Below are 24,958 nucleotides of genomic sequence, written 5' to 3'. Positions count from 1 at the left end.
ACCAGTCAACAAGTAAAATTAAAAATATGACAGGAGTGAACAAAAAGGAGACCTGAAAAAAATGCCAAGAATTTCTAAAGACCCGCAGGAACGTAGAGATGAGATTTTGAATGCTGCAATCAAGTTGTTTGCCGAAAAGGGGTATGAGCATACCTCTGTCAGAGATATCGTCAAGAAAGTTGGAGTTGCGCAGGGAACGTTCTACTATTATTTTCAATCTAAAGAAGAAATCATCAATGCAGCATGTGAACGCACTTTGGCCTCACGACTCGAAGAAGTGAAGAACTTAGTCGAAAGTCCTCAATGGAATGCTTTAGAGAAGCTTACACGGATCTTTACGGAAGCTACTCCGAATGAACAAGATGTGGACGTACTTAAATACCTTCATCAAGAAAACAACAGCACAATGCATCAGAAATGGATTGTTGCCGAAATTATGGCCATACTTCCCTATGCAAAACAAATCGTTAGACAAGGTGTAGAAGAAGGATCATTCAAGGCACGGCAACCAGAACTAGCTGTAGAATTTTTACTGGTAGGTACTGCCTTCTGGTTGGACAAAGGAATTTTTTCATGGAACGAACAAGAATATATAGAGAAAAGGCAAGCACTGACTGATATTATCGATCGTTTGCTTGTCAGTGATCCTTACGCTTCTCTCGACTCACAATAAATAAAAGGAAAGCAGGAAAACATGATGACTATAACAAATACTGTTCTGGATTTTAACGAGGTTATTCACGGACGGCGTACCATTAAAAAATACAATCCCGAAGTAAAAATTAGCCGAGAGGAAATGAGCCAAATATTGAAGGAGGCAACGCTTGCACCGTCATCGTTCAATTTGCAGCCCTGGCGGTTTGTTGTCATTGAAAGTCAGGATGCCAAGGAGAAGTTGCTTGAGATTGCACCGTTTAATTCGACACAAGTTATTACCTCCTCAGCGGTTATTGCCGTGTTTGGTGATCTTGAGTTTGCGAACCGCGCCGATGATATATACGGCAGAGCGGTGGAACTCGGCCACATGCCGCAGGAGATTAAGGAAAAAATACTTTCAACTATCGTACCGTTATTTGACAGTTTCTCTGTTCAAGAAAAGCGCGAATCCGTAATGGTTGACGGCGGACTTGTCACTATGCAATTATTGCTAACAGCTTACGCACATGGCTACGCTACCAATCCGATGGCTGGATTCGACAAAGAAAAAATCGCAGAAGCATTTGGGCTTGATGCCACGCGTTACATCCCAATTGTTATTATTTCTATTGGTAAAGCGGCGGATGAAGGCCGTCCTCCAGTGCGACTGCCAGTTGATGATATCGCACAATGGAAATAATCTAAATAAAGCTGGATAGACGAGGCCCCGTATTAGTCTATAATATTCATAAATCCGAACGACAAAAGGGTGTCCCTTAGGTCAAAAAATTCACCTAAGGAACATCCCTTTTTACTTTGAAAACAAAAAAGAAACCGTCCTTTGGAAAAATTGGGACGATAGGTGGTTTCTTTTCAGTTTCATTCTCAGCTACCTCTATAAACCCTTCAAATAAATAAGACCTTCGATAGTATGGGAAACTTTATAGCCTTTTCTCTATAGTTTACCTTTATCTAAAAAGGCTGAACTTGATTTTCCCTTTGAAACATCCAGACCAATTACTGGATTCATTTTTTTATCCACCTCCTAAGCTAGTAATTTGCCAGTAACCCCTAATTCCTCCAGGTAGTATTACAGCTTCGCTTGTTATGCGAGATCTACGTACCAATCAGCCTCAATCATGTTTCTATAAGTAGGGGGTGAACTGTTAAGTTGACGGGATCTATTTCCCATGGGAGCTTATGTTTTACCCCGGCTACCGTTATCATATATCGATATAAAAAATGGTCAACCAGAAATATCTGGATAACCTTATAATACGAACAGGGGCTTTAGTTGAATAAGAATTAAACTACTTTTATAATTATTTTTGAGTCTAAATACCTTTAAATGTATAAAAAATAATTAATTTTAAAGAGCCTTACTACAACTGAATTGTAGCAAGGCTCTTATATTTTTAAAAGAAAATTAATCAACTTTATTATCATTTTTCAAATCAAGCAGTTAGGCTTTTAAAAAAGTAATAAACTCTACTTAAAACAGCCATTTTATAAAAGAGAAGGAAATGGAGTTAAACTCTAGCATCAGTATATGCTATAATGGAGATTCAATTTAAAACAGGAAGTGACTTAAATGATAAAAATTGATATACCAACTTCTGATGTGGTGATTGTGAAGCAGAAACCACTTCAAGATGTAAAAGATCATAAAATTAGTAGTGAGTACGGCTTTACGGATTTCAGAAAGATTTCACGAGAAAAAGGAGGTTTAATACTCTTCTATAATAAAAATGATGAGCTCTTGTTTGTTGGTAAGGCAAGAAAATTACGTCAAAGAGTAACGAAACATTTTGAGGATAATGTATCTCCAATAAAAAAACATCGTGAAGAAGTTCAAAAAATTGCTGTAATATATGTTGAAGATCCAATGGAACGAGAGATTTATGAGACATATATGATTAATAAATATAAGGCAAAATATAATATTGATAAGGTATTTTACAAGTAAACAATTGAGGGACATTGTATTTTCAATGTTCCTTTTATTTTTTGTTATAATGCAAACATATAGGTTAATCCAATAATAGTGGAGGTAGTGGTAATGGGGTATTCTTCATCAATTATCGATTTAATTGGAAATACACCAATTGTAAGGTTAAATCGTGTAGTTCATGCAAATGGGGCATCCGTTTTTATTAAATTAGAATCATTTAACCCTGGGGGCAGTGTAAAGGATCGCGCTGCAGCCAATATGATTGAGCAAGCAGAAAAAGAAGGGAGGATCCACCCGGATCACACCGTCATTATTGAACCTACTTCTGGTAATACTGGTATTGGTTTAGCAATGGTATGTGCAGCGAAAGGGTATCGTTGCATAATTACAATGCCAGATAATGCAACGATGGAACGAGTTCGATTATTACAAGCATATGGAGCAAAGGTGTATTTGACTCCTGCTTCAAGGAGGATGACAGGTGCAATCGAAAAAGCAAATGAACTTGCAAGTAACTTTGAAGGAAGTTTTATTCCTATGCAATTTGATAATCCGGCAAATGCTGATGCACATAGAGGAACAACAGCTGTTGAAATAGTTGAAGCATTTGAAGGAAAACTCGATGTGCTTGTGCTGACTGCAGGAACAGGAGGTACCATTACCGGTGTTGGGGAGGAATTAAAAAAGAAGATTCCTCACTTGAAAATATTTGTAGTTGAGCCAGCAGGATCACCTGTTTTATCGGGTGGACAACCTGGACCACATAAAATACCTGGGACAGGTCCTGGTTTCATTCCGAGTATTTTAAATCGTCAAATTTATGATGATATCTTATTAATTAAAGATGAAGATGCAATCAAAATGGCTCGAAGACTCGGTAAGGAAGAAGGGATTTTACTAGGGGCATCTGGAGCTGCATCGGCATTTTTTGCCATTGAGATCGCGGGAAAATTATCAAAAGATGCAAGAGTTTTAAGTATCGCACCTGATACAGGAGAAAGATATTTATCTTCAGAATTATATGCGGAATAGATATTTAGGGGGGCTTTTAAAAATGGCCCCTTTTAATATTTAATGTACTCGAGAACTTTATTGATGTAATTTTCTAGTGGTTGGCTCGAATCGATGATGAGATAATGATTGCTATCAGGTTTTTTACTTTGGTTAATCGCTTGATAAAAACCTTCCTCTGAATCCACCGTCTGAATTTGGCTCACCATCCTGGTACGGCTCTTTAATCTTCGCTTAATTTCTTCAACATCGTTTAAATAACATTCAATATATTTGTATTTTGCCCCATTTTTATTTGCTAAAGCTACTCCTTTTTCCACCATTTCAGAATAGAAGCATGGACTATCGAAGATGACACTATGACCTTGAGAAAGATGAAAATCAATTAAAGCCCACTCAATATGATATGACACACTCCCAGCTCTCCTAGGGTCAATTGGAAGATCATCTAACGATTCTAATAAAGCGGTTTTGACAATGTCATGATCAATAATGACAGCTTGAATTGCTTGAGCTATTTTTCTCGACAGTGTTGATTTACCAGAACCAGGGAAGCCTGCCATTTGTAAAAAAAAATTCATTACTATCACACCTTTTGGATTAATCATTTTACAAAGATTATCAATCACTTTTATAAAAAAAGCATATTATTTACAATTATTCGACATTTTTATGTTCTTCCCTTTTTTTCGTGGCTATTTTCGTATAGTAAGTTGTTTTCGTAAAAGCCTTGCTGGCTGTTTTCCGATTTTTATACATTCTTTAAAGAAATTTTTAAATGGCAACGCTTTCATCTGAATATTTAGAAAATTAATGTTTAAAATCTAAATTTGACATGTTATAATGTACAAATTATAGGAAAATTCTGTGGAAAGAAGGGTAAATATGAGTCAAGAGATGGTGAAAGCAAAAACAGTACATGTGGAAGACATTCTTATTGCGTATCAACAACTAAAAGATATTGTAGCGCATACACCATTACAAAAAAATGAACGATTATCTGAAAAATATCAGTGTAATGTATATCTAAAGCGAGAAGATTTACAGCATGTTCGTTCATTTAAACTTAGAGGAGCCTACTATAAAATTAAAACAATTGAAGCTGAGGCAAGGGAAAGAGGAGTTATTTGTGCGAGTGCAGGAAATCATGCCCAAGGTGTAGCATTTGCTTGCAGAGACCTAGGAATAAACGGAAAAATTTTCATGCCACAAACCACTCCAAAACAAAAAATAGATCAAGTAAAAATGTTTGGTCGTGAACATATCGAAGTTGTGTTAATTGGTGATACATTTGATGATTCATCTGCAAGTGCGTATGAATGTGCAGAAAAGGAAGGCAGAGTATTTATCCACCCTTTTGATGATGAAAAATTAATAGCAGGTCAAGGAACAGTAGCTGTTGAAATTCTGAACGATGTAGAAGAGCCTATAGATTTTGTTTTCGCAAGCATCGGTGGTGGTGGATTAATGTCTGGAATAAGTACTTACATAAAAAGTGTTTCTACCCATACCAAGCTAGTTGGAGTGGAGCCTAGTGGGGCAGCAAGTATGAAAGCATCTATTGAAAATGGGAGTGTTTATCCACTGTCAAATATTGATAAATTTGTTGATGGTGCTGCGGTAAAATGTGTCGGTCAAAAAACTTATGAGATTTGTAGTCAATTTGTAGATGACATTATTCCAGTTCCAGAAGGAAAAGTATGTACAACAATATTAGAATTATATAATGAACATGCTATAGTTGCTGAACCTGCCGGAGCATTGCCAATTGCTGCTCTAGATTATTATAAAGAACAGTTAAAAGGGAAATCAGTCGTTTGTGTCATTAGTGGGGGAAATAATGATATAGGGAGAATGCAGGAAATTAAAGAGAAATCATTGATCCATGAAGGATTACTTTATTACTTCATTGTTAACTTTCCACAAAGGGCAGGTGCGCTTAGGGAATTTTTAGATAATGTTCTTGGCCCTGATGATGATATTACTACCTTTGAATACACCAAAAAGAATAATAAAGAATGTGGTCCTGGACTAGTCGGGATTGAGCTAAAAAGAAAGGAAGATTATCATTTACTAATTGATCGAATGAAGAAAAAGGGATTTCCTTATACAGAAGTAAATAAGGATAGTAATTTATTTCACTTACTCATTTAGCGTTCTGCACGTAATATACTAATAAAGGCAATCAAATTTTAGGGGATTCCCATGAAAATTTGATTGCCTACTAGTCTATTAAATATTGTTACGAATAAATTTCTGAATTTCTCTATTTCCAATAAACTTTTTAGATTTCTCATCCCACAACTTAAAAGTAAGTGACTTTAGACTTGTCCATAATGTAAGAGTAGGTACATCTTGGAGTCGAGGATCACTTTTATGAGCTTCTTCTAAATGGTAGTTTGGAACCTTGGAATTAAGATGGTGAACATGGTGAAACCCAATATTCCCTGAGAACCATTGTAATAGTTTTGGAAGTTTATAGTAAGAGCTACCTTTTAATGCTGCCTCGACATAACTCCAATTTTCTCCACTCTCAAAATAACCATCTTCAAATTGATGCTGGACATAAAACAGCCATACACCTGCGAATGAGGCAATGAAAAAAATCGGGAGTTCAACTAATATGAACGCTTTCCAACCTAATGTCATGCCGAGAATTAGTACAATAGTAAGTAATATCACATTTGTTATCCAGACATGTCTCTTCTCTTTTTTTGTTGCATTTTTTCGATTAAAACGATAGGAGATTAAAAAAAGATACAAAGGTCCAATAATGAACATGACAAACGGGTTTCTATAGATTCGGTACCACACACGCTTTAGAAAGGGGGCATTTGCATATTCTTGTAATGTTAATGTCCAAACATCTCCATCACCACGTTTATCTAAATGTCCATTCGTTGCATGATGGATGGAGTGGCTATGCTTCCATTGTTCATACGAACAAAATGTAAGTAAGCCTGTTATGATCCCAACAATTTCATTAGCTTTTCGATTTTTGAAAAACGAATAATGCGTGCAATCGTGAAATATAATAAATGTTCTAACTAAAAATCCAGCTGCGGGTATAGCGCATAACAATGTAAGCCAATACGAAATATTTAGACTTAAATAAGACAATACCCAAAATATAACAAAAAGTCCAACTGAGTTGATTAATTGGCTAACACTTGCAGACATACGCGGTCGTTCAAATGATGCTAGCTTTTCCTTCCACTCACGAAGTTCGTTCTTTAGTTTGTTTGTCATTTTCTCCATCACCTTTTTCATCAATTTAATATATTATGAGCAAAACTAATTTCTTCGATATTGAAAGTAATACATACTTAACGGCCACCAAAGAATGATAAAAATAGGGTAAACCGCCCAAATAGTATTAGGGGAAGATACTGTATTTACAACAATGAAAAAAAGAATGATTAGTATGCTAGCTGCGATCGAAAATTTGTAATATTCCTTCTTTTTTGCGTAAAATAGTGCTAATGGCCACCATAAAACAACAAAGCTAGGATAGATTGCCCACGGATACTGTGGTGATATGGTTGCGTTTAGAAAAGAATAATAGACAATTGTCATTAGGCTTCCTATTATTGCAAGAGAAACTGTTTTCCGACCTTTTTCCATAAACATTAGGGTTGGCCACCAAAGTATCGGATAAATGGCATATAAAAACCAAGGGTGAAACGGGCTATGCACATAATTAATTGTTATGAAAAATAAAATCAGAATTACACTTGTAAAAAGTGAGTGTAATTTAAGGTTTTTATGTCTAATAGAGTACATACTAATTGGCCAAAGTAAAATAAAAAAGGTTGGATAGATAAACCATAAATAATCTGGATTAGTTAAGTAGTTAACCACTAAGAAGAATAAGATACAAAGGATACTCCCTAACCAAGCGAAAATTATATCCTGTTTCTGCATGTTCATTTCTCCTTTATTTTCGACGTAACCATCTATAGAACATACTTAACGGCCACCATAATACAGCAAATGTAGGATAAACAAACCAAATAGTTTTTGGTGTATAATATAAATTAATAAATATAAACAAGGCAATGATAAGAACGCTTCCCCATATAGAAAAGCCTAAGTCTAATTTGGTCATATTCTTCTTAGTAGGTTGAGCTATTCCTAATTCTTTTTCAATTTCATCTATATCCCCAAATTCTATGATTGTTTTATTAATGGCATCTTCTTCCTCTTTACCTTGGGCAATTAAGTCATATACTTTTTCCTCAAGATTTTCTATTATTTCTTGTTTAATTTGCTCTTTTTCTTGACTTTCTGGAATTCTTTTGAATAATTCATCAACATGCTCTTTTACTGATTTCACTGTAATCCCTCCAAAAATAAATCAACGATTTCCTTTGTTTCCTTCCATTCTTTAATCATTTCTTTAAGATAAGCTTTCCCAAGTGGAGTAATCCGGTAATATTTTCGTTTTCCGCCATGGGTAATGCTACCCGTATAAGATTCAATTAGATCCTTTTTTTCTAGACGTTGAAAAACAGCGTAAAGAGTTGCTTCTTTTATTTGAAATCGATTTTCTGTACGTAGACTTATTTGTTTAGATATTTCATATCCGTACTGATCTTTTTCTAGAATTAAACAAAGAATGATGGAGTCCAAATGTCCACGAATGATGTCACTTCTAATCATAATTCACCTTCCAGTTTAATGATTATTCTATCTGATAGAGTAATACTAACTCAAATTACTCTATCTGTCAAAGTAAAATTTAATCAGAACATCATTTTTTCATACAAAATAATTTGAACTTATTTTTGACGGGTATATATATGGTGGCTTTTTGGGGGAAGTTAAGGAGGTATTGAAAAATCTATAATTTTATTTAAATAGATACATATCTATTCCCATTTGAATATCGTTCAATCAAAATTAAAAAAGACAGTCCCTAAATAATGATCATTAGAGACTGTCCTGTCATTTTTATGAAATTTTATTAAATTGGCTATGGTCATCGAACAGTCGTACCCGTACATTTTTCTTTGTTCCAGCTACCATCTTCCCACAGGTTGGACATTGAGCCTTTAACCCCTTGAAAGCGTTTACATTAAATCCGTCTAAATTTCCATGAGTAAAAGGTGATTTGAACCATCTTTTACAATTAGGATTGGTACATTGAATTTCTAAAACTTTACTATTCATTTTCATCATCCCCCTTTTATAAGATATGAAAATATCAAGTGGTTCTGCTCCGTCCATTCCCAGTTTCTATTTATAGGTATTCTTTTTTTAGCTTTATGATAAAAGATATTGGCTTATTCACTTGGGTCCGATGAACAAAGCGTTTTCACATTTCTTATATTTATATATTCGCCAAAGATCGAATAGTTTCCTTTAATTAAAGGGAGAATCATTTATTAAATATTAAGATTATTTTTAAAGGTTAAAAGAAATAAATATACATAATATGGTATAATAGGGTTATAAAATACAAGGTGGGAGTATGGAGATGAAAAAAAGTATAAAAAAAGAAATTCTTTCTTGGACCAAAACCATTATATTTGCAGTCGTTGTTGCCTTTATTTGTAGGAAATTTATCTTTGCCCCTATTACTGTTCAAGGGGTATCAATGATGCCAACATTTCAAGAAAATAATAAACTTATCGCATCAAAATTAACTCGCATTGACCGTTCAGATTTGGTTGTTTTTCATTCTCCAATTTCAAATGAAGATTTTATTAAAAGGGTTATCGGTTTACCTGGAGACCATGTGGAAATGAAAAATGATCAGTTGTTAATAAATGGTGAATTATACAAAGAACCATATTTACAAGAAAATAAAAAAAATCTCTCTTTAACAGAAACATTAACTGAGGATTTTCAAGTAGATGTGCCGAAGAACTTTTTGTTTGTTATGGGGGATAATCGTAGACATAGTAATGATAGTCGAAAATTTGGATTTATTCATGAAGATTCTATAATCGGCGAAGTAAAGCTTAGATTTTTCCCTATTCAAAAGATAGGGTTTCCGAAATAAATGAAAAAAGGTGATGAATCTTATTTTTTAGATTCATCACCTTTTTTTCAATTTTTATTAAAAAACCCCAACTAAACTAAGAAATACAAGGACGATAACGATCGGAATAACCCATTTCATTAAGATTCTCCATGAAAGATACCAAGATGAGGACAGGGAATTACTTAACATAAATTCAGACTTTACTAATGATTGATCCATTCGATAGCTGATGAATAATGCTATAAGAAAGCTACCAATTGGAAGCATTAGATTACTGACTAAGTAATCAGTCGCGTCAAATATATTGTTACCTAAAATATGCAATTTTTGCAAAGGGCCAAAGGAAAGTGCTGCTGGAATCCCCGCGAGGAAAACAATAGCTCCTGAAATCAATGAAGTTTTTTTTCTTGATCTGTTTCTCTTAGAAGTAAAGGCGGCAACAATTATTTCTAATAAACTAAATGATGAAGTTAAAGTTGCAAATAAAAATAAAATTAAAAACAAACAAAGGAATATTTCCCCAAATGGCATTTGTGAAAAGACAGTAGGAAGTACATTAAATAATAATCCTGGACCTCCAGCAGGTTCTAATCCAAACGCAAAAACTACTGGGAATATTGCTAGACCCGCTAGCAGTGAAACAAAAATATTCATCCATACTACTGAAAAAGCAGATGCTGGAATGCTAACATCCTTTTTTAAATATGAACTGTAGGTTACCATACAAGAAAATCCAACTGCTAATGAAAAAAAAGACTGCCCTAATGCATATAGAATTGATTCAGCTGTAATCTTTGAAAAATCAGGATATAAGAAAAACCGAATGCCTTCCAATGCTCCATCTAAAGTAATGGAACGAATGACAAGAATGATAAAAAAGATAAAAAGGATCGGCATCATATATTTATTAGCCTTTTCGATTCCATTTTGAATCCCGAATGAAATGACAATGATATTAATAAGAATAAATAGTGCTAAACCACCAATCGTAATTAAAGGGTAGCTTGTAATTTGTCCGAACAGCTCCGGGTAATTAGTTCCTTCTTTTATTACCATTCCTACGATGGATAATCCACTATAAATGATAATCCAACCACCAACTACACTATAAAAAGATAATAATAGAAAACAACCAAGAACACCTAGTTTCCCTACCCAGGCCCAAAGGCTATTTGGTGCAAGGGCTTTATAGGCGCTAATTGCTTCTTTTCCAGAACCACGACCTATAATAAATTCTGATATTAACAACGGAAGCCCAATTAATAAGGTGAAAATAACAAAAATAAGAAAGAATGCACCTCCACCACTCATACCGGTGACGTAGGGAAACTTCCAAATGGCTCCTAAACCGATCGCAGCTCCTGCAGAAGATAAAATAAAACCAATTTTCGATGACCATTGATCTTTTTTTTGATTCATAGAACTCTCCTTTATATTAATAGAATAGATATATTTATCATACCATTATTCTGAATTTTTCGACGTATTAAAGAGAAAAGTCGTAAATCTTTTTTGATTTACGACTTTTCTACAACAAAGACTAGAAAAGGGGATATTTAAACAAGTAACTAAAAACTTTGAATTGCACCTGCAACATCATAAAGGCTTAGGTTCAAATCTGACTCTAAGCCAAGTGCAAGCTTTGCTAATTCAGCCCCAATAAAGGGACCCATCGTTAAACCTGATGCTCCAAGTCCATTCGCTAGCAAGATTCCTTGATGCTCTGGTAGAGGACCAAATACAGGAAGGAAGTCTGGTGTAAATGGTCGGAATCCAACACGCGTTTCGAGTATAGTACTATCTACTAATCCCGGGGCAATCTGTAGTGCCTTATTTAGAACCTCGTGAATACCTCCTGCAGTTACTCGATAATCGAAACCAACATTATTTTCATGGGTTGCTCCGATTACAATTCGATGATCATCAAAGCTTAGAATATACTGGTCTGTAGGTGGCATAACCACAGGCCAATCTTTTGTTTCCATGTTAGTTAATTGTAAATGAATAATTTGTGCTTTTTGAGAAGACACTTTAAAATGTAACCCAATTGGTTCAAGAAGCTGTTTTGCCCAAACACCTGTTGTTACAATCACAGAATGGCTATGTATCATTTGGTCATTCACAATAACACCTTTAACCTTATTGCCATCCATTACTAAATCTGCATGTCCATTTATTATATTTGCTCCATGTTTTGCTGCCCCTCTTATTAATGAGGAACGAAGTGCTCGACCATCTACTCGTGCAGCTCCACTGACATGAACAGCTCCAAAACCATCTGCTAAAGGAGGAAATAAGGCTTTTGTCTGTTCTTCCGATAAAACAGTGATTTCTCCCATTTCTGGTGCATCTTCTTTTCTTTTTAATGCACGCTTTTTCATTTCGTAGAGCTTTTTTTGATCGGAATGGATACTGATTGCTCCAACACGTGCATAACCAGTATTTTGTTCACCATCTTTTTCTAAATCAGAAATTAAGTTTGGATAAAACTTTGCCCCGCCTTTAGCAAGTGCATACCAAGCTTTATTACGCCTCTGAGAAAGCCATGGACAAACAATCCCTGCAGCTGCATCGGTAGCTTGCCCTTTATCCATTCGATCAATGACAATTACTTTTGCTCCAGACTTTGCTAATTGATAGGCAGTTGAAGCACCTAGAATTCCAGCTCCAATAATAATTATTTGATTCATTGTCTTCATTCCTTGAACTACTTTATATGTATTAAAGATATTTAATTATATGGCTTTTGATGGAAGGAAAAAACTCTACAATAAATATTAGCATAAAAATTTACTACGGGAAAACTTTAATTATCTACTATATCAAAATATAAAAAAGAGTAGTGACATGTGTAAAGACACATGTTAATATTTATTAGGATTCTCTATATTGAAAGGGAGATTTATTTCAAGGGCAAGATTTTTAAAATTATCTAATAATAAAACCCCTGTAAAGTGCAAAATTATTAGAGAGTAAAGGTATGGATAAGTATTTTTATCGTACATCAATGTGGAGGTTTATTATGTCAAAAGCTAGAAGTATATCTAATAAAAAATTACTTGGTATTGCGGGTTTAGGTTGGATGTTTGATGCGATGGATGTAGGTATGCTTTCCTTCATTATTGCGGCGTTGCAAAAAGAGTGGAGCTTATCCGTTCAAGAAATGGGGTGGATTGGAAGTATTAATTCTATTGGAATGGCTGTAGGCGCATTTGTTTTTGGGTTATTATCTGATCGAATTGGAAGAAAACACGTCTTTATCATTACTCTTTTATTATTTTCTTTAGGTAGTGGCGCATCAGCTTTTACAAATACACTATCCATTTTTTTAATTCTTAGGTTCCTCATTGGAATGGGATTGGGAGGAGAACTTCCTGTTGCCTCAACGCTTGTGTCAGAAAGCGTACCTACTGAGAAGCGTGGTAGAATTGTTGTTTTACTTGAAAGCTTTTGGGCATTTGGTTGGTTACTCGCGGCCGTTATCTCATATTTTATTATTCCACAATTTGGTTGGAAGATAGCACTTTTAATAAGTGTCATTCCAGCATTTTATGCTCTTTATCTTCGGCTACATTTGCCAGACTCAAAACGTTTTACAAAGGTTAAACAAAAAAATTCAATGTTAAAAAATGTAGCTAGTGTCTGGTCAAGGAAATTTACACGAAAAACATTAATGCTATGGATTCTATGGTTTTGTGTAGTGTTTTCCTATTATGGAATGTTTTTGTGGTTGCCAAGTGTTATGGTAATGAAAGGGTTTAGTATGATTAAGAGTTTCGAATATGTATTAATTATGACCCTTGCTCAATTACCAGGCTACTTTACTGCAGCATGGTTTATTGAAAAGATAGGGAGAAAGTTTGTACTTGTAGTATATCTCATCGGAACAGCAGTTAGTGCCTTTTTATTTGGGAATGCCGACACTTTATTTATGCTGATTCTCTCCGGAATCCTTTTATCATTTTTTAATTTAGGTGCATGGGGAGCATTATATGCGTACACACCAGAACAATATCCAACAAGTATAAGAGGGACAGGTACAGGGATGGCTACATCTTTTGGACGAATTGGTGGTATTTTAGGACCACTCTTGGTACCCTATTTAATTGCTCAAAATATATCTATTACGATTATATTTACAATTTTTTGTATTTCCATCTTGATTGGTGCAGCGTCCGTATTATTTTTAGGTATAGAAACTAAAAATACGGAAATAGAATAATGTACAAATAAGATAAGGAAAGCTATTTTTTAGCTTTCCTGTTGTTGTGATAAAAATAATACCATATGTTCTTCATCGAAGTATTGATTCTCCATTTTAAGTGCATGTTTTTCTAGGGCAAAAGTGCGAAATCCAAATTTGGAATAGAGATTTTTGGCTGCAATATTTGATGCTACAACCGATAAGTATATTTGTTCGATCACTCTTAACTCATTTGCTTTATTTAATACTTCCTTTAACAATGCATTGGCTACCCCGAGTTTTCGTTTGTCAGGTTTAACAAAGAGTGCAAAGATGGATCCTCGATGCTTCAGCTTTCGTTTTGTTTCTTTAACAAAAGTGACGGTTCCAATTAATTCTTGGTTATCAAATGCACCAAAGGTAAATGCAACGTCTGATTCTAATTTTGAAATATACTGTTCGAGTGGGGCATCTTTTTCTTCCTCGTAACTAGAACCAAAAGCTTCCGGACTCATTTGTAAAGCTTGTAAGCGAAGGGTTCGATATCTAATAGCGTCAGTTCCATTTAAATGTCTGATCTCCATATTGTTTCCTCCAAAGTGAATCGTAAAGAAGAAGACTTTTTTCTCAAACGTTACTCCAGTTTTCTAGCTAAAGTTTCAAAATTAATTAATATTAGCTGAAAAATTGCTAGGTGTCTAATTTTGACTGAGAAAAGAGCTGTAAACTCCTTCAGAACCGCTGAATCTTTATTAGGGGTAAAAGCCAATCGCTAGGCTTTTTTCAAAAGCAAAAAACGATTCGAAAACCATTAAAATAAAAAGAATCAATTTTTATTTACTTGCTTAATAAACTCACGCATTAAACCTGGTAAATCTGGCCATGCATGTCCTGAAACAAGATTTCCATCTACATGAAGGGGTTCTGAAATATATGTAGAACCAACTGCCTCTACTTCAGGTTTACATGCGATATAAGCAGTCATTTCCCTTCCTTTTATATGATCACGTACAGTTGTTAACACAAGACTTGCGTGACAAACAGCAGCAATCGGCTTATTCTCTATAAAGAAATGACTTACAATTCTTGGAATGTTATCATTTAAGCGAATATATTCAGGTGCACGCCCTCCAGGAATAATTAGACCATCATACTTGTCAGGTTGAACTTCCTCGAATGAACTACCTGCTTCAATTAAATATCCAGCTTTTTCTGTATAAGTATCCCAACCGATAAAATCATGCACAACAGTATGTAACTTTTTCTTAGATGGAGCGGCAATTGTTACCTCATAACCTTCTTCTAAACAACGAAAATAAGGATAGTAGATTTCTAATGCTTCTACAGCGTCACCAGCAAGGATTAATATTTTTTTTGCCATTAAACTGCCTCCCTAATGTATAAGATTATAGTTTATAAATACAGTTCAACAAATGAAATGGAAATCCTTTAAAAAAATGAAAATAACTATTATAAATATTTGACTGAAATAAGGTTGTATTTTTATAATAAATATATAAATAATCAGTTAATTCGTTTCTTGAAAATTCTTCTTTCTCCAAGATAGTGAGGGGAGAGAGACTGGTACTTAATCTGTTGTATTAAATGTATATTCTATATAAGGTAACTTAAATAATAATAAGTAGCAGCTTCAGTTAACCATGATTATGGATGATCTTATATGAGTCATTTTTTTTACATGAACTCATAAACTAAGATAAATATTTCTTATGATAAGGGTGGGATATTGTATGCCAGTAAAAGTAACAATGGCCAATGGGAAGGAATATTTAGTTGATACACATATCGACGATTTTATGAAAAAGGTTACAAATCAAATGGGACTTATGACTAATGTTATACAAAAATTTGGGAATTTAATCATTAACCCAACCTTTATCTCATCTGTAGAGGTTATTGATCGTGATAAAGCATTATAAGAAAAAAATAAAATAAATATTCAAAGATGATTGTCTCATTTATTGGATGATCATCTTTTTTCATAGGTTATTCTATGTTATACAGTACGTAGTAAGTGTTCATAACCTTATATTGTTACAGTATAATTGAATATTAGTAAAATATAAGTTAAATATTGATGGGGTGTAGAAATGGATAAAGAAGTATACTTAACACATGATGGAGTTTCATTGGCAAACTTGATTAAGAAGAAAGAAGTTTCACCTAAAGAACTTGTTGAAGCAGCGTATGAACAAATGGAAGCAGTAAATCCTCATTTAAATGCAGTAGTACGTACCCGAAAAGAGAAAGTAATGGAGGAAATTGACCAATTACATATAGAGGAGCAACCGTTTGCTGGTGTTCCCATAGTATTAAAAGATATTTCTCAATCTATCAAAGGGGAACCATTGACTTCAGGTTCCAAGCTTTTTATCAATAATATTTCCAAAAGAGATTCCAATTTTGTGCACCGCTTGCGTAAAGCCGGATTTCTATTCTTAGGTCATACAAATACACCAGAGTTTGGATTAAAAAATATAACTGAGCCTGAAATTTATGGGCCTACAAGAAATCCATGGAACACTAATTACTCTGCAGGAGGATCAAGTGGTGGATCAGCTGCCAGTGTTGCATCTGGAATTGTTCCAATTGCAGGGGCAAGCGATGGTGGTGGCTCCATTAGAATTCCAGCATCCTTTACAGGTCTATTTGGGCTAAAGCCAACTCGTGGCAGAACACCTGTTGGTCCAGGTGTAGGTCGTCAGTGGCAAGGTGCATCAATTGATTTTGTATTATCACGTTCCGTTCGAGATAGCGCGGCCTTATTAGATGTTTTACAGACCATTCAACCGGAGGCAGCCTTCCATATACCATTGTTCGATGGAAGTTATTATGAAGAAATGAAAAAGAAAGCAAATAAGAAATTCCGTATTGCCTTTACTACTAAATCCCCAGTGGGAACGCCAGTAGATGAGGAAGCAAAGCAGGCAATATATAAAACTGTCCAATGGTTAGAAGATCAAGGCTATGAAGTAGAAGAGAAGTCTAATAATGTTGACGGAATTCGCTTAATGGAAAACTATTATATTATGAATAATGGGGAAATGGCAGGAATGGTTGATTCAATTGAAAAATCTTTAGGAAGAGCGATAACAGCAAATGATATGGAAATTGTGTCATGGGTATTAACTGTCGCAGGAAAATCAGTTACTGCCGCTGAATTTACACAAAGCATCGCTGAATGGGATTTAGCTGCTGCTCAAATGGCCGAGTTTCATAATAACTATGATCTGTATTTAACACCTGCAACGGCTAATTCTGCACCAAAGATTGGAGAGTTAACTCAAAATGAGAAAGAAATTAGTGAGCTAATGAAGATAAGTGAGTTAACGAAAAATGAACAATTAAAGCTGGTTTATGATATGTTTGAACCAAGCCTAACCTATACTCCATTTACACAATTAGCAAACTTAACAGGTCAGCCCGCTATTTCTGTACCTGTACATATAACAAAAAATGGTCTTCCACTTGGAGTTCAATTTATGGCTCCAAAAGGAAAAGAGCATTGGTTATTCAAAATTGCAGGTGAAATTGAGGATTCTGATCTATGGATTGGTATGAAGGGGAATCCACTATTAGCTAATGCGTAAGAAATAGTCAGGTCAATAACTTGATAACTGAGATGAGACTAAACCAATTGATTACGTGTTGGTTTAGTCTTTTTTACATTATTTTAATTAAAAAAGGATATTGACACGTTCTTTATAAAGAACTATAATGAAGTGAATTAAACAACTAGTAAAATAGTTGTAATTGTATATAAAACAAAAATGCTTTGAATAAATTATATTAGCAAGGTAAGAAAATAGTTTCTGTATGTCATCTTTAATATATTGATTTCTTAACAATATATGTTCTTTATTAAGAATAGATGATGATTAAATAGATGATTTAAGTACTATTAGAACACTTATAGACAATCGTAATTTTTTTGCACAATTGTTCTTTATTAAGAATATAATTGTTCTTTTATAAGAAAACGTCTAGTTGTTGGTGATGTCTCCTAGCCACTATCAAAGGAGGCACTCGATCATGCTGTGGGTTGTAAAAAAACCTTAGACGCAAGTCGTCAAGAGTATGGTGTGAGGGTGGGTTAAATGCCCAATTTTTAAACTAATTATTCATATTATATAAAAAGGGGGGAGGTTTTTGACATATCAACAAAGAATTTCCTTATTTCTTCTTATAGACACTATTATCGTATTGACAGCTATTTTTATCGGCTGTTTTTTAGTTTATGAAAGTTTTAATGTTATTAATTTTCCAATTGTATTAAGCTGTGTTGCCATATTAATCAGTCATTATTTTTTCTCATTTCATTTTCATTTATATAAGAAGTCATGGGAATATGCGAGTATAGGTGAATTAGTCATTATATTAAAAACGGTTACTGCATCCATTATTATTTCAGCAATTGTCCAAGGAATGATTATTGGTGAAATTTTTTATCGACTTCTAGTTGTTACGTGTTTATTACATATGATTTTTATAGGTGGTTCAAGGTTTTGTTGGAGAGTCTATCGGGATCGATATCTTGTAAAAGATGTCAATAAAAAAAGAACATTGATTATTGGTGCTGGTTCTGCCGGTACGATGGTAGTTCGCCAATTATTAAAAAGAAATGATTCTGAACTGTTACCGATTGCTTTTATTGACGACAATCGAAATAAACATCATTTAGATATATTAGGAATCCCAGTAATCGGTTCGGTGAGTAATATTACAAATATTGTAAGTAGATTAAATATAGATCATATCATCATTGCAATTCCCTCCTTAAAGAAACAAGAATTAAATACCATCTTTCAAGAATGTGCCAAAACAGATGCTAAGACACAAATATTACCAAGATTAGAAGATTTATTAGTGGGTAATATTTCAGTTAGTAAATTACGAGATGTAAAAGTAGAGGATCTACTCGGCAGAGAGACGGTAGAATTAGATATTGAAGGCATATCTGAGCACATATCCAATAAAGTAATTTTAGTAACAGGGGCAGGGGGTTCAATCGGCTCTGAAATTTGCCGACAAATTGCCACCTTCCATCCAAAAAAACTGATATTACTGGGTCATGGTGAAAATAGTATTTATAATATTGAAATGGAATTAAAAGAAACATATAAACAATCAATAATTGATATCATCCCAGTTATTGCAGATATACAGGATATAAAAAAAATGTACAGTGTCATGGATACATATCGCCCAAATGTTGTTTACCACGCTGCAGCACATAAGCATGTGCCGTTAATGGAAGCTAATCCAGAAGAAGCAGTAAAAAATAATATTGTCGGAACGATGAATGCTGCTAATGCATCTAAATGGGCAAAAGTTGAGACATTTGTCATGATATCAAGTGACAAAGCAGTGAATCCTACAAATGTGATGGGAGCTACGAAAAGATTAGCAGAAATGGTCATTCAACATATGAATAGAGATTGTGAGACTAAATTTGTAGCCGTTCGTTTTGGAAATGTGCTAGGAAGTCGAGGAAGTGTGGTTCCATTATTTAAAAAGCAAATTGAAAAAGGTGGACCTGTGACAGTAACTCATCCCGAAATGACGCGCTATTTTATGACGATCCCCGAAGCATCAAGACTTGTTTTACAAGCAGGTGCACTAGCAAATTGGGGACAAATTTTTGTATTAGATATGGGTGAACCAGTAAAAATTGTTGATTTAGCAAAAAACTTGATAAGACTTTCTGGTTTTACAGTAGATGATATTGGAATTCAGTATAGTGGAATTCGACCTGGAGAAAAATTATTTGAAGAATTACTAGATTTTGATGAAATTCATGAAGAACAAATCTATCCGAATATTTATATTGGGAAAACAAAAGAAATATACATCAATGAAATTGAAGACATTATTTCTAATCTAACTGTTCTTGATAAAGAAACATTGAAAAGAAGACTTATAGATTTAGCTAATCATCAACATGTTACACAATCGTTAATCCAATATTCTGGGTAGGGGAGCCATGGAACATGAAAATAAGGAAAGCGATTATTCCAGCTGCAGGCTTAGGAACACGATTTCTTCCAGCAACAAAGGCAATGCCAAAAGAAATGCTGCCTATCGTCGATAAACCTACTATTCAATATATAGTAGAGGAGGCAATCGAATCAGGGATTGAAGACATTATTATCGTAACAGGAAAGGGTAAACGTGCCATTGAAGATCATTTTGATCATTCATTTGAATTAGAACAAGTCCTTTTTGAAAAAGGCAAGCTTGAAATATTAGAGGAAGTACAAAAATCCTCAAATATGGTCGACATACATTACATACGCCAAAAAGAGCCAAAGGGATTAGGGCATGCAATTTGGTGTGCGAGGAAATTCATCGGTGATGAACCTTTTGCCGTTCTACTCGGTGATGATATTGTCAGGTCTAACAAACCATGCTTGAAACAATTAATGGAGCAATATGAAGAATATGAACGTACTATACTTGGAATAAAGCAGATAGATTTTGAGGATGTTCCTAAATATGGAATAATTGATGCTCACAAAGTTGGAAATAAGTTATATCAGATTAATCATTTGGTCGAGAAACCGTTGATTGATGATGCTCCTTCTAATTTAGCTATCATGGGTAGATATATCTTAAAACCACCCATTTTTACTATACTTGCAAATCTTAAACCAGGTGCTAATGGAGAAATTCAACTCACAGACGCTATCGATCAATTGAATCAGACTGAAGAGATTTTAGGATATGATTTTGAGGGAACGAGATATGATGTTGGGGAGAAATTAGGTTTTATAAAAACAAACATTGAAATGGCTTTACAAAGGGAAGAGTTAAAAATGGGTTTATTAAATTATTTATCTACTATTTTTCAAAAAACTAACAGATAAGAATAATATATGAAATTTAGAGGATTACATGGAGGTGAACTTTATGTCAATTTTAATTACAGGAGGAGCAGGATATATTGGTAGTCACACATGTATTGAATTATTAAATGCTGGACATGAGGTAATGGTAATTGATAATTTCTTAAATAGTAAACCTGAAGCGTTAGAACGTGTTCAACAAGTTACTCGTAAGCCTATTAAAATTTATCAAATGAATATTATGGAACAAGAAAAATTAGAAAAAATATTTTCTGATAATCAAATTGAGGCGGTTATTCACTTTGCGGGTTTAAAATCTGTTGGCCATTCTGTAAAAAACCCACTTTATTATTATAGGCATAATATAACGAGTACTTTGATTCTTTGTCAAGTTATGCAAAAATTCAATGTGAAAAATTTAGTGTTTAGTTCGTCAGCAACTGTCTATGGTATTCCTGAAAGCATACCAATATCGGAGAAAAATCAACTATCTGCTTTGAATCCGTATGGGAGAACGAAACTATTTATTGAAAGTATTTTAGAGGATTTGATTAAATCTGATCCATCCTGGAGCATAGTTATATTAAGGTATTTTAATCCAATTGGTGCGCATGAAACTGGACTGATAGGAGAAGATCCATTAGGTATTCCGAATAACTTAATGCCCAATATTTTAAACGTAGCTTCAGGTGAAAGAGATACACTTTTAATTTACGGTGACCATTACCCAACGAAAGATGGAACTTGTATCCGAGATTATATTCATATTAATGACTTGGCCAATGGACACTTAAAGGCACTAGAGAAAACATTGAATTTTTCAGGAATCGAAACTTATAACCTTGGTACTGGTCAAGGATATAGCGTACTAGAAATAATAGCAACTTTTGAAAAGGTAACAGGAATAAAAATACCTTATTCAGTTAGTGCACCTAGACCCGGTGACGTCCCGATTTGTTATTCCGACCCAACTAAAGCCAAGCTTGAACTTGATTGGTGTGCAAAACTTCCATTAGAAAAAATGTGTATAGATTCATGGAGATGGAAGTTGAAAAATCCAAACGGTTATAAAAAAGTACAATATGCTAATTAGAATAAAAGAAGTTTATTTTAATAATTATTTATGACTTCTGGATCTGCCATATGTTTTTATTGAATTGATATTGGATGTGAGCATATGAAAAGGATAATGGATATATTAATTTCATTTTTATTACTAGTTCTATTATTTCCTTTAATAGTCATGATAGCTGTTTTAGTTAAATTCAAAATAGGATCTCCAATTATTTTTAAACAACAACGGCCAGGATTAAATGGAAGGCCATTCTATATTTATAAATTTCGAAGTATGAATAATCGGATGGACGATAATGGTAAATTGCTACCTGATAATGAAAGATTAACTGAATTTGGAGCATTACTTAGAAAATATAGTCTTGATGAACTTCCCCAATTGATTAATGTTCTTAGAGGTGAATTAAGTCTAGTAGGACCAAGACCATTACTAATGGAGTATTTACCATTATATACAAAAGAACAAGCAAAAAGACACCTGGTTAAGCCTGGAATTACTGGATGGGCACAAGTAAATGGTCGAAATTCTATAACATGGGATAAAAAATTTGAGCTAGATATTTGGTATGTAAATAACCAATCCATCCTATTAGACTTAAAAATTTTATGGTTAACTATTGTCAAAGTAATTAAAACAGAAGGAATAGATCAAACAGACAAGGTAACAATGCCACATTTTAAAGGAGATGTAAAACAAATAGACCGAAAACATGGATGAATTTTGAACAAACATGGAAGGTGCTTAAATGGTTAATACAATAGTAAAAAATAGAATCTATCTTTCCACACCGCATATGAGTGGATCAGAAATAAATTATATTAAAAGTGCATTTGAACAGAATTGGATAGCCCCTCAGGGACCAAATGTAGAGGCATTTGAAAGGGAAATTGCATCATTACTAGGTGTGGCTGATGCAGTAGCGGTAAGTTCAGGAACAGCTGCAATTCATTTAGCACTTTCTCTTTTAGATATAAAAAAAGGAGATCGTGTTTTTTGTTCTACATTAACCTTTATTGCATCAGCGAATCCAATTCTTTATCAAGGAGCTGAACCAGTTTTCATAGATTCCGAGTCAGAAACATGGAACATGTCCCCACTAGCATTAGAGGAAGCCTTTCAAGATGCATGTTCTGAAGGGAAACTTCCAAAGGCAGTTATCATTGTTAATTTATATGGACAGTCGGCAAAAATGGAAGAGCTTTTACCAATATGTCAAAAATATAACGTTCCAGTAATTGAAGATGCAGCGGAATCATTAGGATCATTTTATCAAAATAAGGCAAGTGGTACATTTGGAGATTATGGCATTTATTCTTTTAATGGCAATAAAATTATTACAACCTCTGGTGGGGGAATTTTGATATCCAAGCAAGTGAATACATTAAATAAAGCTAGATTTCTGTCTACTCAAGCAAAGGATCCTGCGCCACATTATCAACACAGTCAATTAGGTTATAATTATCGTCTGAGTAATATATTAGCAGGAATTGGAAGAGGACAATTAGAAGTACTAACTCAAAGAGTACAGGAAAGAAGGCGTATATTCGAAATCTATGAACGTGAACTCGGTGGAATACCTGGTCTATCATTTATGAGGGAAAGTAAGAGAAGTTTCTCAAATAGATGGTTAACTACGATGACAATAAATCAAACTATTACCGGTATTTCTAATAAAGATTTGTTAATCTATTTAGAAAAAGAAAATATTGAAGCGAGGATGATTTGGAAACCACTTCATTTGCAACCATTATTCACTAATTGTAAGTATTTTTCTCAGAGTAATGAAAATATTTCTGAAAAAATTTTTAAAACAGGAATTTGTCTACCATCAAGTTCTAATATGACACTAGAAGATCAAATGAGGGTAATTCAATGTATTAAAAATCTGCTAGGAAGATAGATTTTAATATTTATTACTAAGTTCGTAACAACAAGTATTATCTTATTATTTCTAGCAAAGAAAATGTAAAGAGGTATATAAATGATAGGAAAAAATATAGTTGAACTTAGAAAAAAAAGGGGATATACACTATCTAAACTATCAAAACTCACAAATATATCTAAGTCATATTTAAGCAATATTGAAAGAAATATTAATAATAACCCTTCCCTTGAAGTCATGCAAAAAATAGCTAAGGTACTTAATGTAGATATATTAACGTTATCAAAGACAGTTCCCAATCAAGATGCTCAACCATATATTGAGAAAGAGTGGATTGATTTTGTCAATGAATTAAAAAAACTGGGTTTAGAAAAAGATCAATTACATCAATATATTATCTTAATAGAGTTTATTAAATGGAAAAACCAACATTCTAAGCAAAATAATTTCTAATTTTCCACATTTGAAGAATGTGGGATTTTTATGTATTGGAGAGAAAAATGAAAAATTTCATTGTTTTTTTAGTTGCTCTAATGTGTATTGGAGTTATATTGTTTGGTTATAAATACTGGGGAAATATAGAAGCATCCGCTGAAAAAGAAGGTCGATTAGCAATTGAGAAAATGAATAAGAAAGAAAGAATTGAAAAGAAACTTCTTATAGATCGCTTAAATCCTGAAACCAATCAGACTCAATCATTCATTGATTTTCTTCGCTACAGATTTCTTACAACAAATAAAGTGGTTATTTCAATTATTGGAGGTAATACAGGAGCATCGACAGATGCTAGTACACTTTCAAATACATGGACAGAACGATTACTTGAAAAACTACAAGCAGATAGCGAAGAATTAGAAGCACTACAAATTGTCAATTATAGTAGTGAAGGTTATTCAACCTCTGATTTATTAAATGGGGGGAAAATTGATTTACTCATTAAAGATCAACCCGATTTAGTTTTATTGGGTAATTCATTAATTAATAACTATTCTCAGTCTATTAGTCTAGAGCAAACTGTATCTAATCTTAAAAATATAATGTCAAAATTACAAACTGGTTTACCAAATTCAAAGATTGTAATTATGTCGCCTTATCCAATTGGAAATAGTAAAAATAAAAATAGTTTAGGACTCAGTTATTTAGATTACTTGAATCATTCGAGTAAACTTATCAGTCAAAATAAATGGAATAGTATTGACGTTTTCAAAGAAATTGAAAATCAATTAACAGACAGAAATATCTTATTAGTCGATATATTAGCCAATGATTATATTCATCTTAACGATAAAGGGAATATCCTTTTATATGAAGTTGTGTATAAATATTTAAATCATTCACGATAACTATTTAAAAGCTCTAACTATT

The 24,958-nt window shown here is 33.7% G+C and carries 26 protein-coding genes; 16 read left to right on the top strand and 10 right to left on the bottom strand.

What is annotated here, in order from left to right; translation table 11 throughout:
• The first annotated feature begins 61 nt into the window (after positions 1-61).
• From NST63_RS13215 to cysK, 4 genes are all read left to right on the top strand, one after another.
• A complete protein-coding gene (locus NST63_RS13215) occupies positions 62-673 on the top strand; it encodes a TetR/AcrR family transcriptional regulator (protein WP_341042478.1) in 612 nt (203 codons plus the stop codon).
• Between the two features lie 24 nt (positions 674-697).
• Positions 698-1,336 carry a nitroreductase family protein gene (locus tag NST63_RS13210; RefSeq protein ID WP_212945688.1) on the top strand — a complete coding sequence of 213 codons (639 nt, stop codon included), beginning with the start codon at positions 698-700 and terminating at the stop codon, positions 1,334-1,336.
• A gap of 891 nt (positions 1,337-2,227) precedes the next feature.
• Positions 2,228-2,602, top strand: a complete 375-nt coding sequence (locus NST63_RS13205; RefSeq protein WP_212945687.1) for a nucleotide excision repair endonuclease — start codon at positions 2,228-2,230, stop codon at positions 2,600-2,602.
• 93 nt (positions 2,603-2,695) lie between these two features.
• Complete coding sequence (gene cysK, locus NST63_RS13200; RefSeq protein ID WP_341042475.1) at positions 2,696-3,619, top strand: cysteine synthase A; 924 nt, start codon at positions 2,696-2,698, stop codon at positions 3,617-3,619.
• 32 nt (positions 3,620-3,651) lie between these two features.
• Here the strand turns inward: cysK and NST63_RS13195 are convergent, their stop codons facing one another.
• Positions 3,652-4,179, bottom strand: a complete 528-nt coding sequence (locus NST63_RS13195) for an AAA family ATPase (protein ID WP_212945763.1) — start codon at positions 4,177-4,179, stop codon at positions 3,652-3,654.
• Positions 4,180-4,483: 304 nt separating this feature from the next.
• Here NST63_RS13195 and ilvA point away from each other — a divergent pair, with 304 nt between their 5' ends.
• Positions 4,484-5,752, top strand: a complete 1,269-nt coding sequence (gene ilvA, locus NST63_RS13190) for a threonine ammonia-lyase IlvA (RefSeq protein WP_212945685.1) — start codon at positions 4,484-4,486, stop codon at positions 5,750-5,752.
• Positions 5,753-5,830: 78 nt separating this feature from the next.
• Here ilvA and NST63_RS13185 read toward each other — a convergent pair whose 3' ends face one another.
• From NST63_RS13185 to NST63_RS13165, 5 genes are all read right to left on the bottom strand, one after another.
• On the bottom strand, positions 5,831-6,847 hold the full coding sequence (locus NST63_RS13185; protein ID WP_071975889.1) for a fatty acid desaturase: 1,017 nt from the start codon (positions 6,845-6,847) through the stop codon (positions 5,831-5,833).
• A gap of 45 nt (positions 6,848-6,892) precedes the next feature.
• Positions 6,893-7,522: a hypothetical protein gene (locus NST63_RS13180; protein WP_341042471.1), complete on the bottom strand. Its 630-nt coding sequence runs from the start codon at positions 7,520-7,522 to the stop codon at positions 6,893-6,895.
• Positions 7,523-7,535: 13 nt separating this feature from the next.
• Positions 7,536-7,934, bottom strand: a complete 399-nt coding sequence (locus tag NST63_RS13175) for a permease prefix domain 1-containing protein (protein ID WP_058003740.1) — start codon at positions 7,932-7,934, stop codon at positions 7,536-7,538.
• Positions 7,931-8,260 carry a PadR family transcriptional regulator gene (locus NST63_RS13170; protein ID WP_058003739.1) on the bottom strand — a complete coding sequence of 110 codons (330 nt, stop codon included), beginning with the start codon at positions 8,258-8,260 and terminating at the stop codon, positions 7,931-7,933. The genes NST63_RS13175 and NST63_RS13170 overlap by 4 nt, the downstream gene beginning before the upstream one ends.
• Before the next feature lie 291 nt (positions 8,261-8,551).
• The gene (locus tag NST63_RS13165) at positions 8,552-8,770 is read right to left on the bottom strand and encodes a hypothetical protein (protein ID WP_058003738.1); all 219 of its coding nucleotides are present in this window, start codon (positions 8,768-8,770) and stop codon (positions 8,552-8,554) included.
• A gap of 307 nt (positions 8,771-9,077) precedes the next feature.
• Here NST63_RS13165 and lepB point away from each other — a divergent pair, with 307 nt between their 5' ends.
• Entirely contained in the window at positions 9,078-9,605 is a 528-nt protein-coding gene (gene lepB / locus NST63_RS13160; RefSeq protein ID WP_341042462.1) for a signal peptidase I, read from the top strand.
• Positions 9,606-9,662: 57 nt separating this feature from the next.
• Here lepB and NST63_RS13155 read toward each other — a convergent pair whose 3' ends face one another.
• Positions 9,663-11,006: a sodium-dependent transporter gene (locus NST63_RS13155; RefSeq protein WP_341042459.1), complete on the bottom strand. Its 1,344-nt coding sequence runs from the start codon at positions 11,004-11,006 to the stop codon at positions 9,663-9,665.
• A 149-nt stretch (positions 11,007-11,155) separates the two neighbouring features.
• Entirely contained in the window at positions 11,156-12,277 is a 1,122-nt protein-coding gene (locus NST63_RS13150) for an NAD(P)/FAD-dependent oxidoreductase (RefSeq protein ID WP_212945682.1), read from the bottom strand.
• Positions 12,278-12,609: 332 nt separating this feature from the next.
• Between NST63_RS13150 and NST63_RS13145 the strand changes: the two genes are divergently transcribed.
• Positions 12,610-13,809 (top strand): MFS transporter, encoded by a 1,200-nt coding sequence (locus tag NST63_RS13145; RefSeq protein ID WP_341042454.1) that lies wholly within the window; start codon positions 12,610-12,612, stop codon positions 13,807-13,809.
• Positions 13,810-13,838: 29 nt separating this feature from the next.
• Here NST63_RS13145 and NST63_RS13140 read toward each other — a convergent pair whose 3' ends face one another.
• Entirely contained in the window at positions 13,839-14,354 is a 516-nt protein-coding gene (locus NST63_RS13140; RefSeq protein ID WP_341042452.1) for a GNAT family N-acetyltransferase, read from the bottom strand.
• Positions 14,355-14,596: 242 nt separating this feature from the next.
• Positions 14,597-15,151: a DJ-1/PfpI family protein gene (locus NST63_RS13135; protein ID WP_341042450.1), complete on the bottom strand. Its 555-nt coding sequence runs from the start codon at positions 15,149-15,151 to the stop codon at positions 14,597-14,599.
• A gap of 370 nt (positions 15,152-15,521) precedes the next feature.
• Here NST63_RS13135 and NST63_RS13130 point away from each other — a divergent pair, with 370 nt between their 5' ends.
• From NST63_RS13130 to NST63_RS13090, 9 genes are all read left to right on the top strand, one after another.
• A complete protein-coding gene (locus NST63_RS13130; RefSeq protein ID WP_058003732.1) occupies positions 15,522-15,710 on the top strand; it encodes a hypothetical protein in 189 nt (62 codons plus the stop codon).
• A gap of 171 nt (positions 15,711-15,881) precedes the next feature.
• On the top strand, positions 15,882-17,381 hold the full coding sequence (locus NST63_RS13125) for an amidase (RefSeq protein WP_341042446.1): 1,500 nt from the start codon (positions 15,882-15,884) through the stop codon (positions 17,379-17,381).
• 559 nt (positions 17,382-17,940) lie between these two features.
• Positions 17,941-19,767 carry a polysaccharide biosynthesis protein gene (locus tag NST63_RS13120; RefSeq protein ID WP_212945677.1) on the top strand — a complete coding sequence of 609 codons (1,827 nt, stop codon included), beginning with the start codon at positions 17,941-17,943 and terminating at the stop codon, positions 19,765-19,767.
• A gap of 14 nt (positions 19,768-19,781) precedes the next feature.
• Entirely contained in the window at positions 19,782-20,657 is an 876-nt protein-coding gene (gene galU, locus NST63_RS13115; RefSeq protein WP_212945676.1) for a UTP--glucose-1-phosphate uridylyltransferase GalU, read from the top strand.
• A 43-nt stretch (positions 20,658-20,700) separates the two neighbouring features.
• Positions 20,701-21,729, top strand: coding sequence for a UDP-glucose 4-epimerase GalE (galE, locus tag NST63_RS13110; protein WP_212945675.1), 1,029 nt, complete (start codon positions 20,701-20,703; stop codon positions 21,727-21,729).
• 84 nt (positions 21,730-21,813) lie between these two features.
• Positions 21,814-22,428, top strand: a complete 615-nt coding sequence (locus tag NST63_RS13105; RefSeq protein ID WP_212945674.1) for a sugar transferase — start codon at positions 21,814-21,816, stop codon at positions 22,426-22,428.
• 28 nt (positions 22,429-22,456) lie between these two features.
• Entirely contained in the window at positions 22,457-23,611 is a 1,155-nt protein-coding gene (locus NST63_RS13100) for a DegT/DnrJ/EryC1/StrS family aminotransferase (protein WP_341042439.1), read from the top strand.
• An 81-nt stretch (positions 23,612-23,692) separates the two neighbouring features.
• Positions 23,693-24,046 carry a helix-turn-helix domain-containing protein gene (locus NST63_RS13095; protein ID WP_341042436.1) on the top strand — a complete coding sequence of 118 codons (354 nt, stop codon included), beginning with the start codon at positions 23,693-23,695 and terminating at the stop codon, positions 24,044-24,046.
• A 47-nt stretch (positions 24,047-24,093) separates the two neighbouring features.
• The gene (locus tag NST63_RS13090; RefSeq protein ID WP_341042433.1) at positions 24,094-24,936 is read left to right on the top strand and encodes an SGNH/GDSL hydrolase family protein; all 843 of its coding nucleotides are present in this window, start codon (positions 24,094-24,096) and stop codon (positions 24,934-24,936) included.
• Positions 24,937-24,958 lie beyond the last annotated feature (22 nt).

It is taken from the genome of Heyndrickxia sp. FSL W8-0496 (assembly GCF_038007825.1).
Taxonomy (GTDB): Bacteria; Bacillota; Bacilli; order Bacillales; family Bacillaceae_C; genus Heyndrickxia; species Heyndrickxia oleronia.
The sequence above is the reverse complement of the archived record's forward strand: the minus strand, read 5'-3'. Positions and strand labels throughout refer to the sequence as shown.

Coding starts and splice junctions, on each gene's coding strand:
- NST63_RS13215 (WP_341042478.1), top strand. CDS start 62: ATGCCAAGAATTTCTAAAGACCCGCAGGAACGTAGAGATGAGATTTTG.
- NST63_RS13210 (WP_212945688.1), top strand. CDS start 698: ATGACTATAACAAATACTGTTCTGGATTTTAACGAGGTTATTCACGGA.
- NST63_RS13205 (WP_212945687.1), top strand. CDS start 2,228: ATGATAAAAATTGATATACCAACTTCTGATGTGGTGATTGTGAAGCAG.
- cysK (WP_341042475.1), top strand. CDS start 2,696: ATGGGGTATTCTTCATCAATTATCGATTTAATTGGAAATACACCAATT.
- NST63_RS13195 (WP_212945763.1), bottom strand. CDS start 4,179: ATGAATTTTTTTTTACAAATGGCAGGCTTCCCTGGTTCTGGTAAATCA.
- ilvA (WP_212945685.1), top strand. CDS start 4,484: ATGAGTCAAGAGATGGTGAAAGCAAAAACAGTACATGTGGAAGACATT.
- NST63_RS13185 (WP_071975889.1), bottom strand. CDS start 6,847: ATGACAAACAAACTAAAGAACGAACTTCGTGAGTGGAAGGAAAAGCTA.
- NST63_RS13180 (WP_341042471.1), bottom strand. CDS start 7,522: ATGCAGAAACAGGATATAATTTTCGCTTGGTTAGGGAGTATCCTTTGT.
- NST63_RS13170 (WP_058003739.1), bottom strand. CDS start 8,260: ATGATTAGAAGTGACATCATTCGTGGACATTTGGACTCCATCATTCTT.
- NST63_RS13165 (WP_058003738.1), bottom strand. CDS start 8,770: ATGAATAGTAAAGTTTTAGAAATTCAATGTACCAATCCTAATTGTAAA.
- lepB (WP_341042462.1), top strand. CDS start 9,078: ATGAAAAAAAGTATAAAAAAAGAAATTCTTTCTTGGACCAAAACCATT.
- NST63_RS13155 (WP_341042459.1), bottom strand. CDS start 11,006: ATGAATCAAAAAAAAGATCAATGGTCATCGAAAATTGGTTTTATTTTA.
- NST63_RS13150 (WP_212945682.1), bottom strand. CDS start 12,277: ATGAATCAAATAATTATTATTGGAGCTGGAATTCTAGGTGCTTCAACT.
- NST63_RS13145 (WP_341042454.1), top strand. CDS start 12,610: ATGTCAAAAGCTAGAAGTATATCTAATAAAAAATTACTTGGTATTGCG.
- NST63_RS13140 (WP_341042452.1), bottom strand. CDS start 14,354: ATGGAGATCAGACATTTAAATGGAACTGACGCTATTAGATATCGAACC.
- NST63_RS13135 (WP_341042450.1), bottom strand. CDS start 15,151: ATGGCAAAAAAAATATTAATCCTTGCTGGTGACGCTGTAGAAGCATTA.
- NST63_RS13130 (WP_058003732.1), top strand. CDS start 15,522: ATGCCAGTAAAAGTAACAATGGCCAATGGGAAGGAATATTTAGTTGAT.
- NST63_RS13125 (WP_341042446.1), top strand. CDS start 15,882: ATGGATAAAGAAGTATACTTAACACATGATGGAGTTTCATTGGCAAAC.
- galU (WP_212945676.1), top strand. CDS start 19,782: ATGAAAATAAGGAAAGCGATTATTCCAGCTGCAGGCTTAGGAACACGA.
- galE (WP_212945675.1), top strand. CDS start 20,701: ATGTCAATTTTAATTACAGGAGGAGCAGGATATATTGGTAGTCACACA.
- NST63_RS13105 (WP_212945674.1), top strand. CDS start 21,814: ATGAAAAGGATAATGGATATATTAATTTCATTTTTATTACTAGTTCTA.
- NST63_RS13100 (WP_341042439.1), top strand. CDS start 22,457: ATGGTTAATACAATAGTAAAAAATAGAATCTATCTTTCCACACCGCAT.
- NST63_RS13095 (WP_341042436.1), top strand. CDS start 23,693: ATGATAGGAAAAAATATAGTTGAACTTAGAAAAAAAAGGGGATATACA.
- NST63_RS13090 (WP_341042433.1), top strand. CDS start 24,094: ATGAAAAATTTCATTGTTTTTTTAGTTGCTCTAATGTGTATTGGAGTT.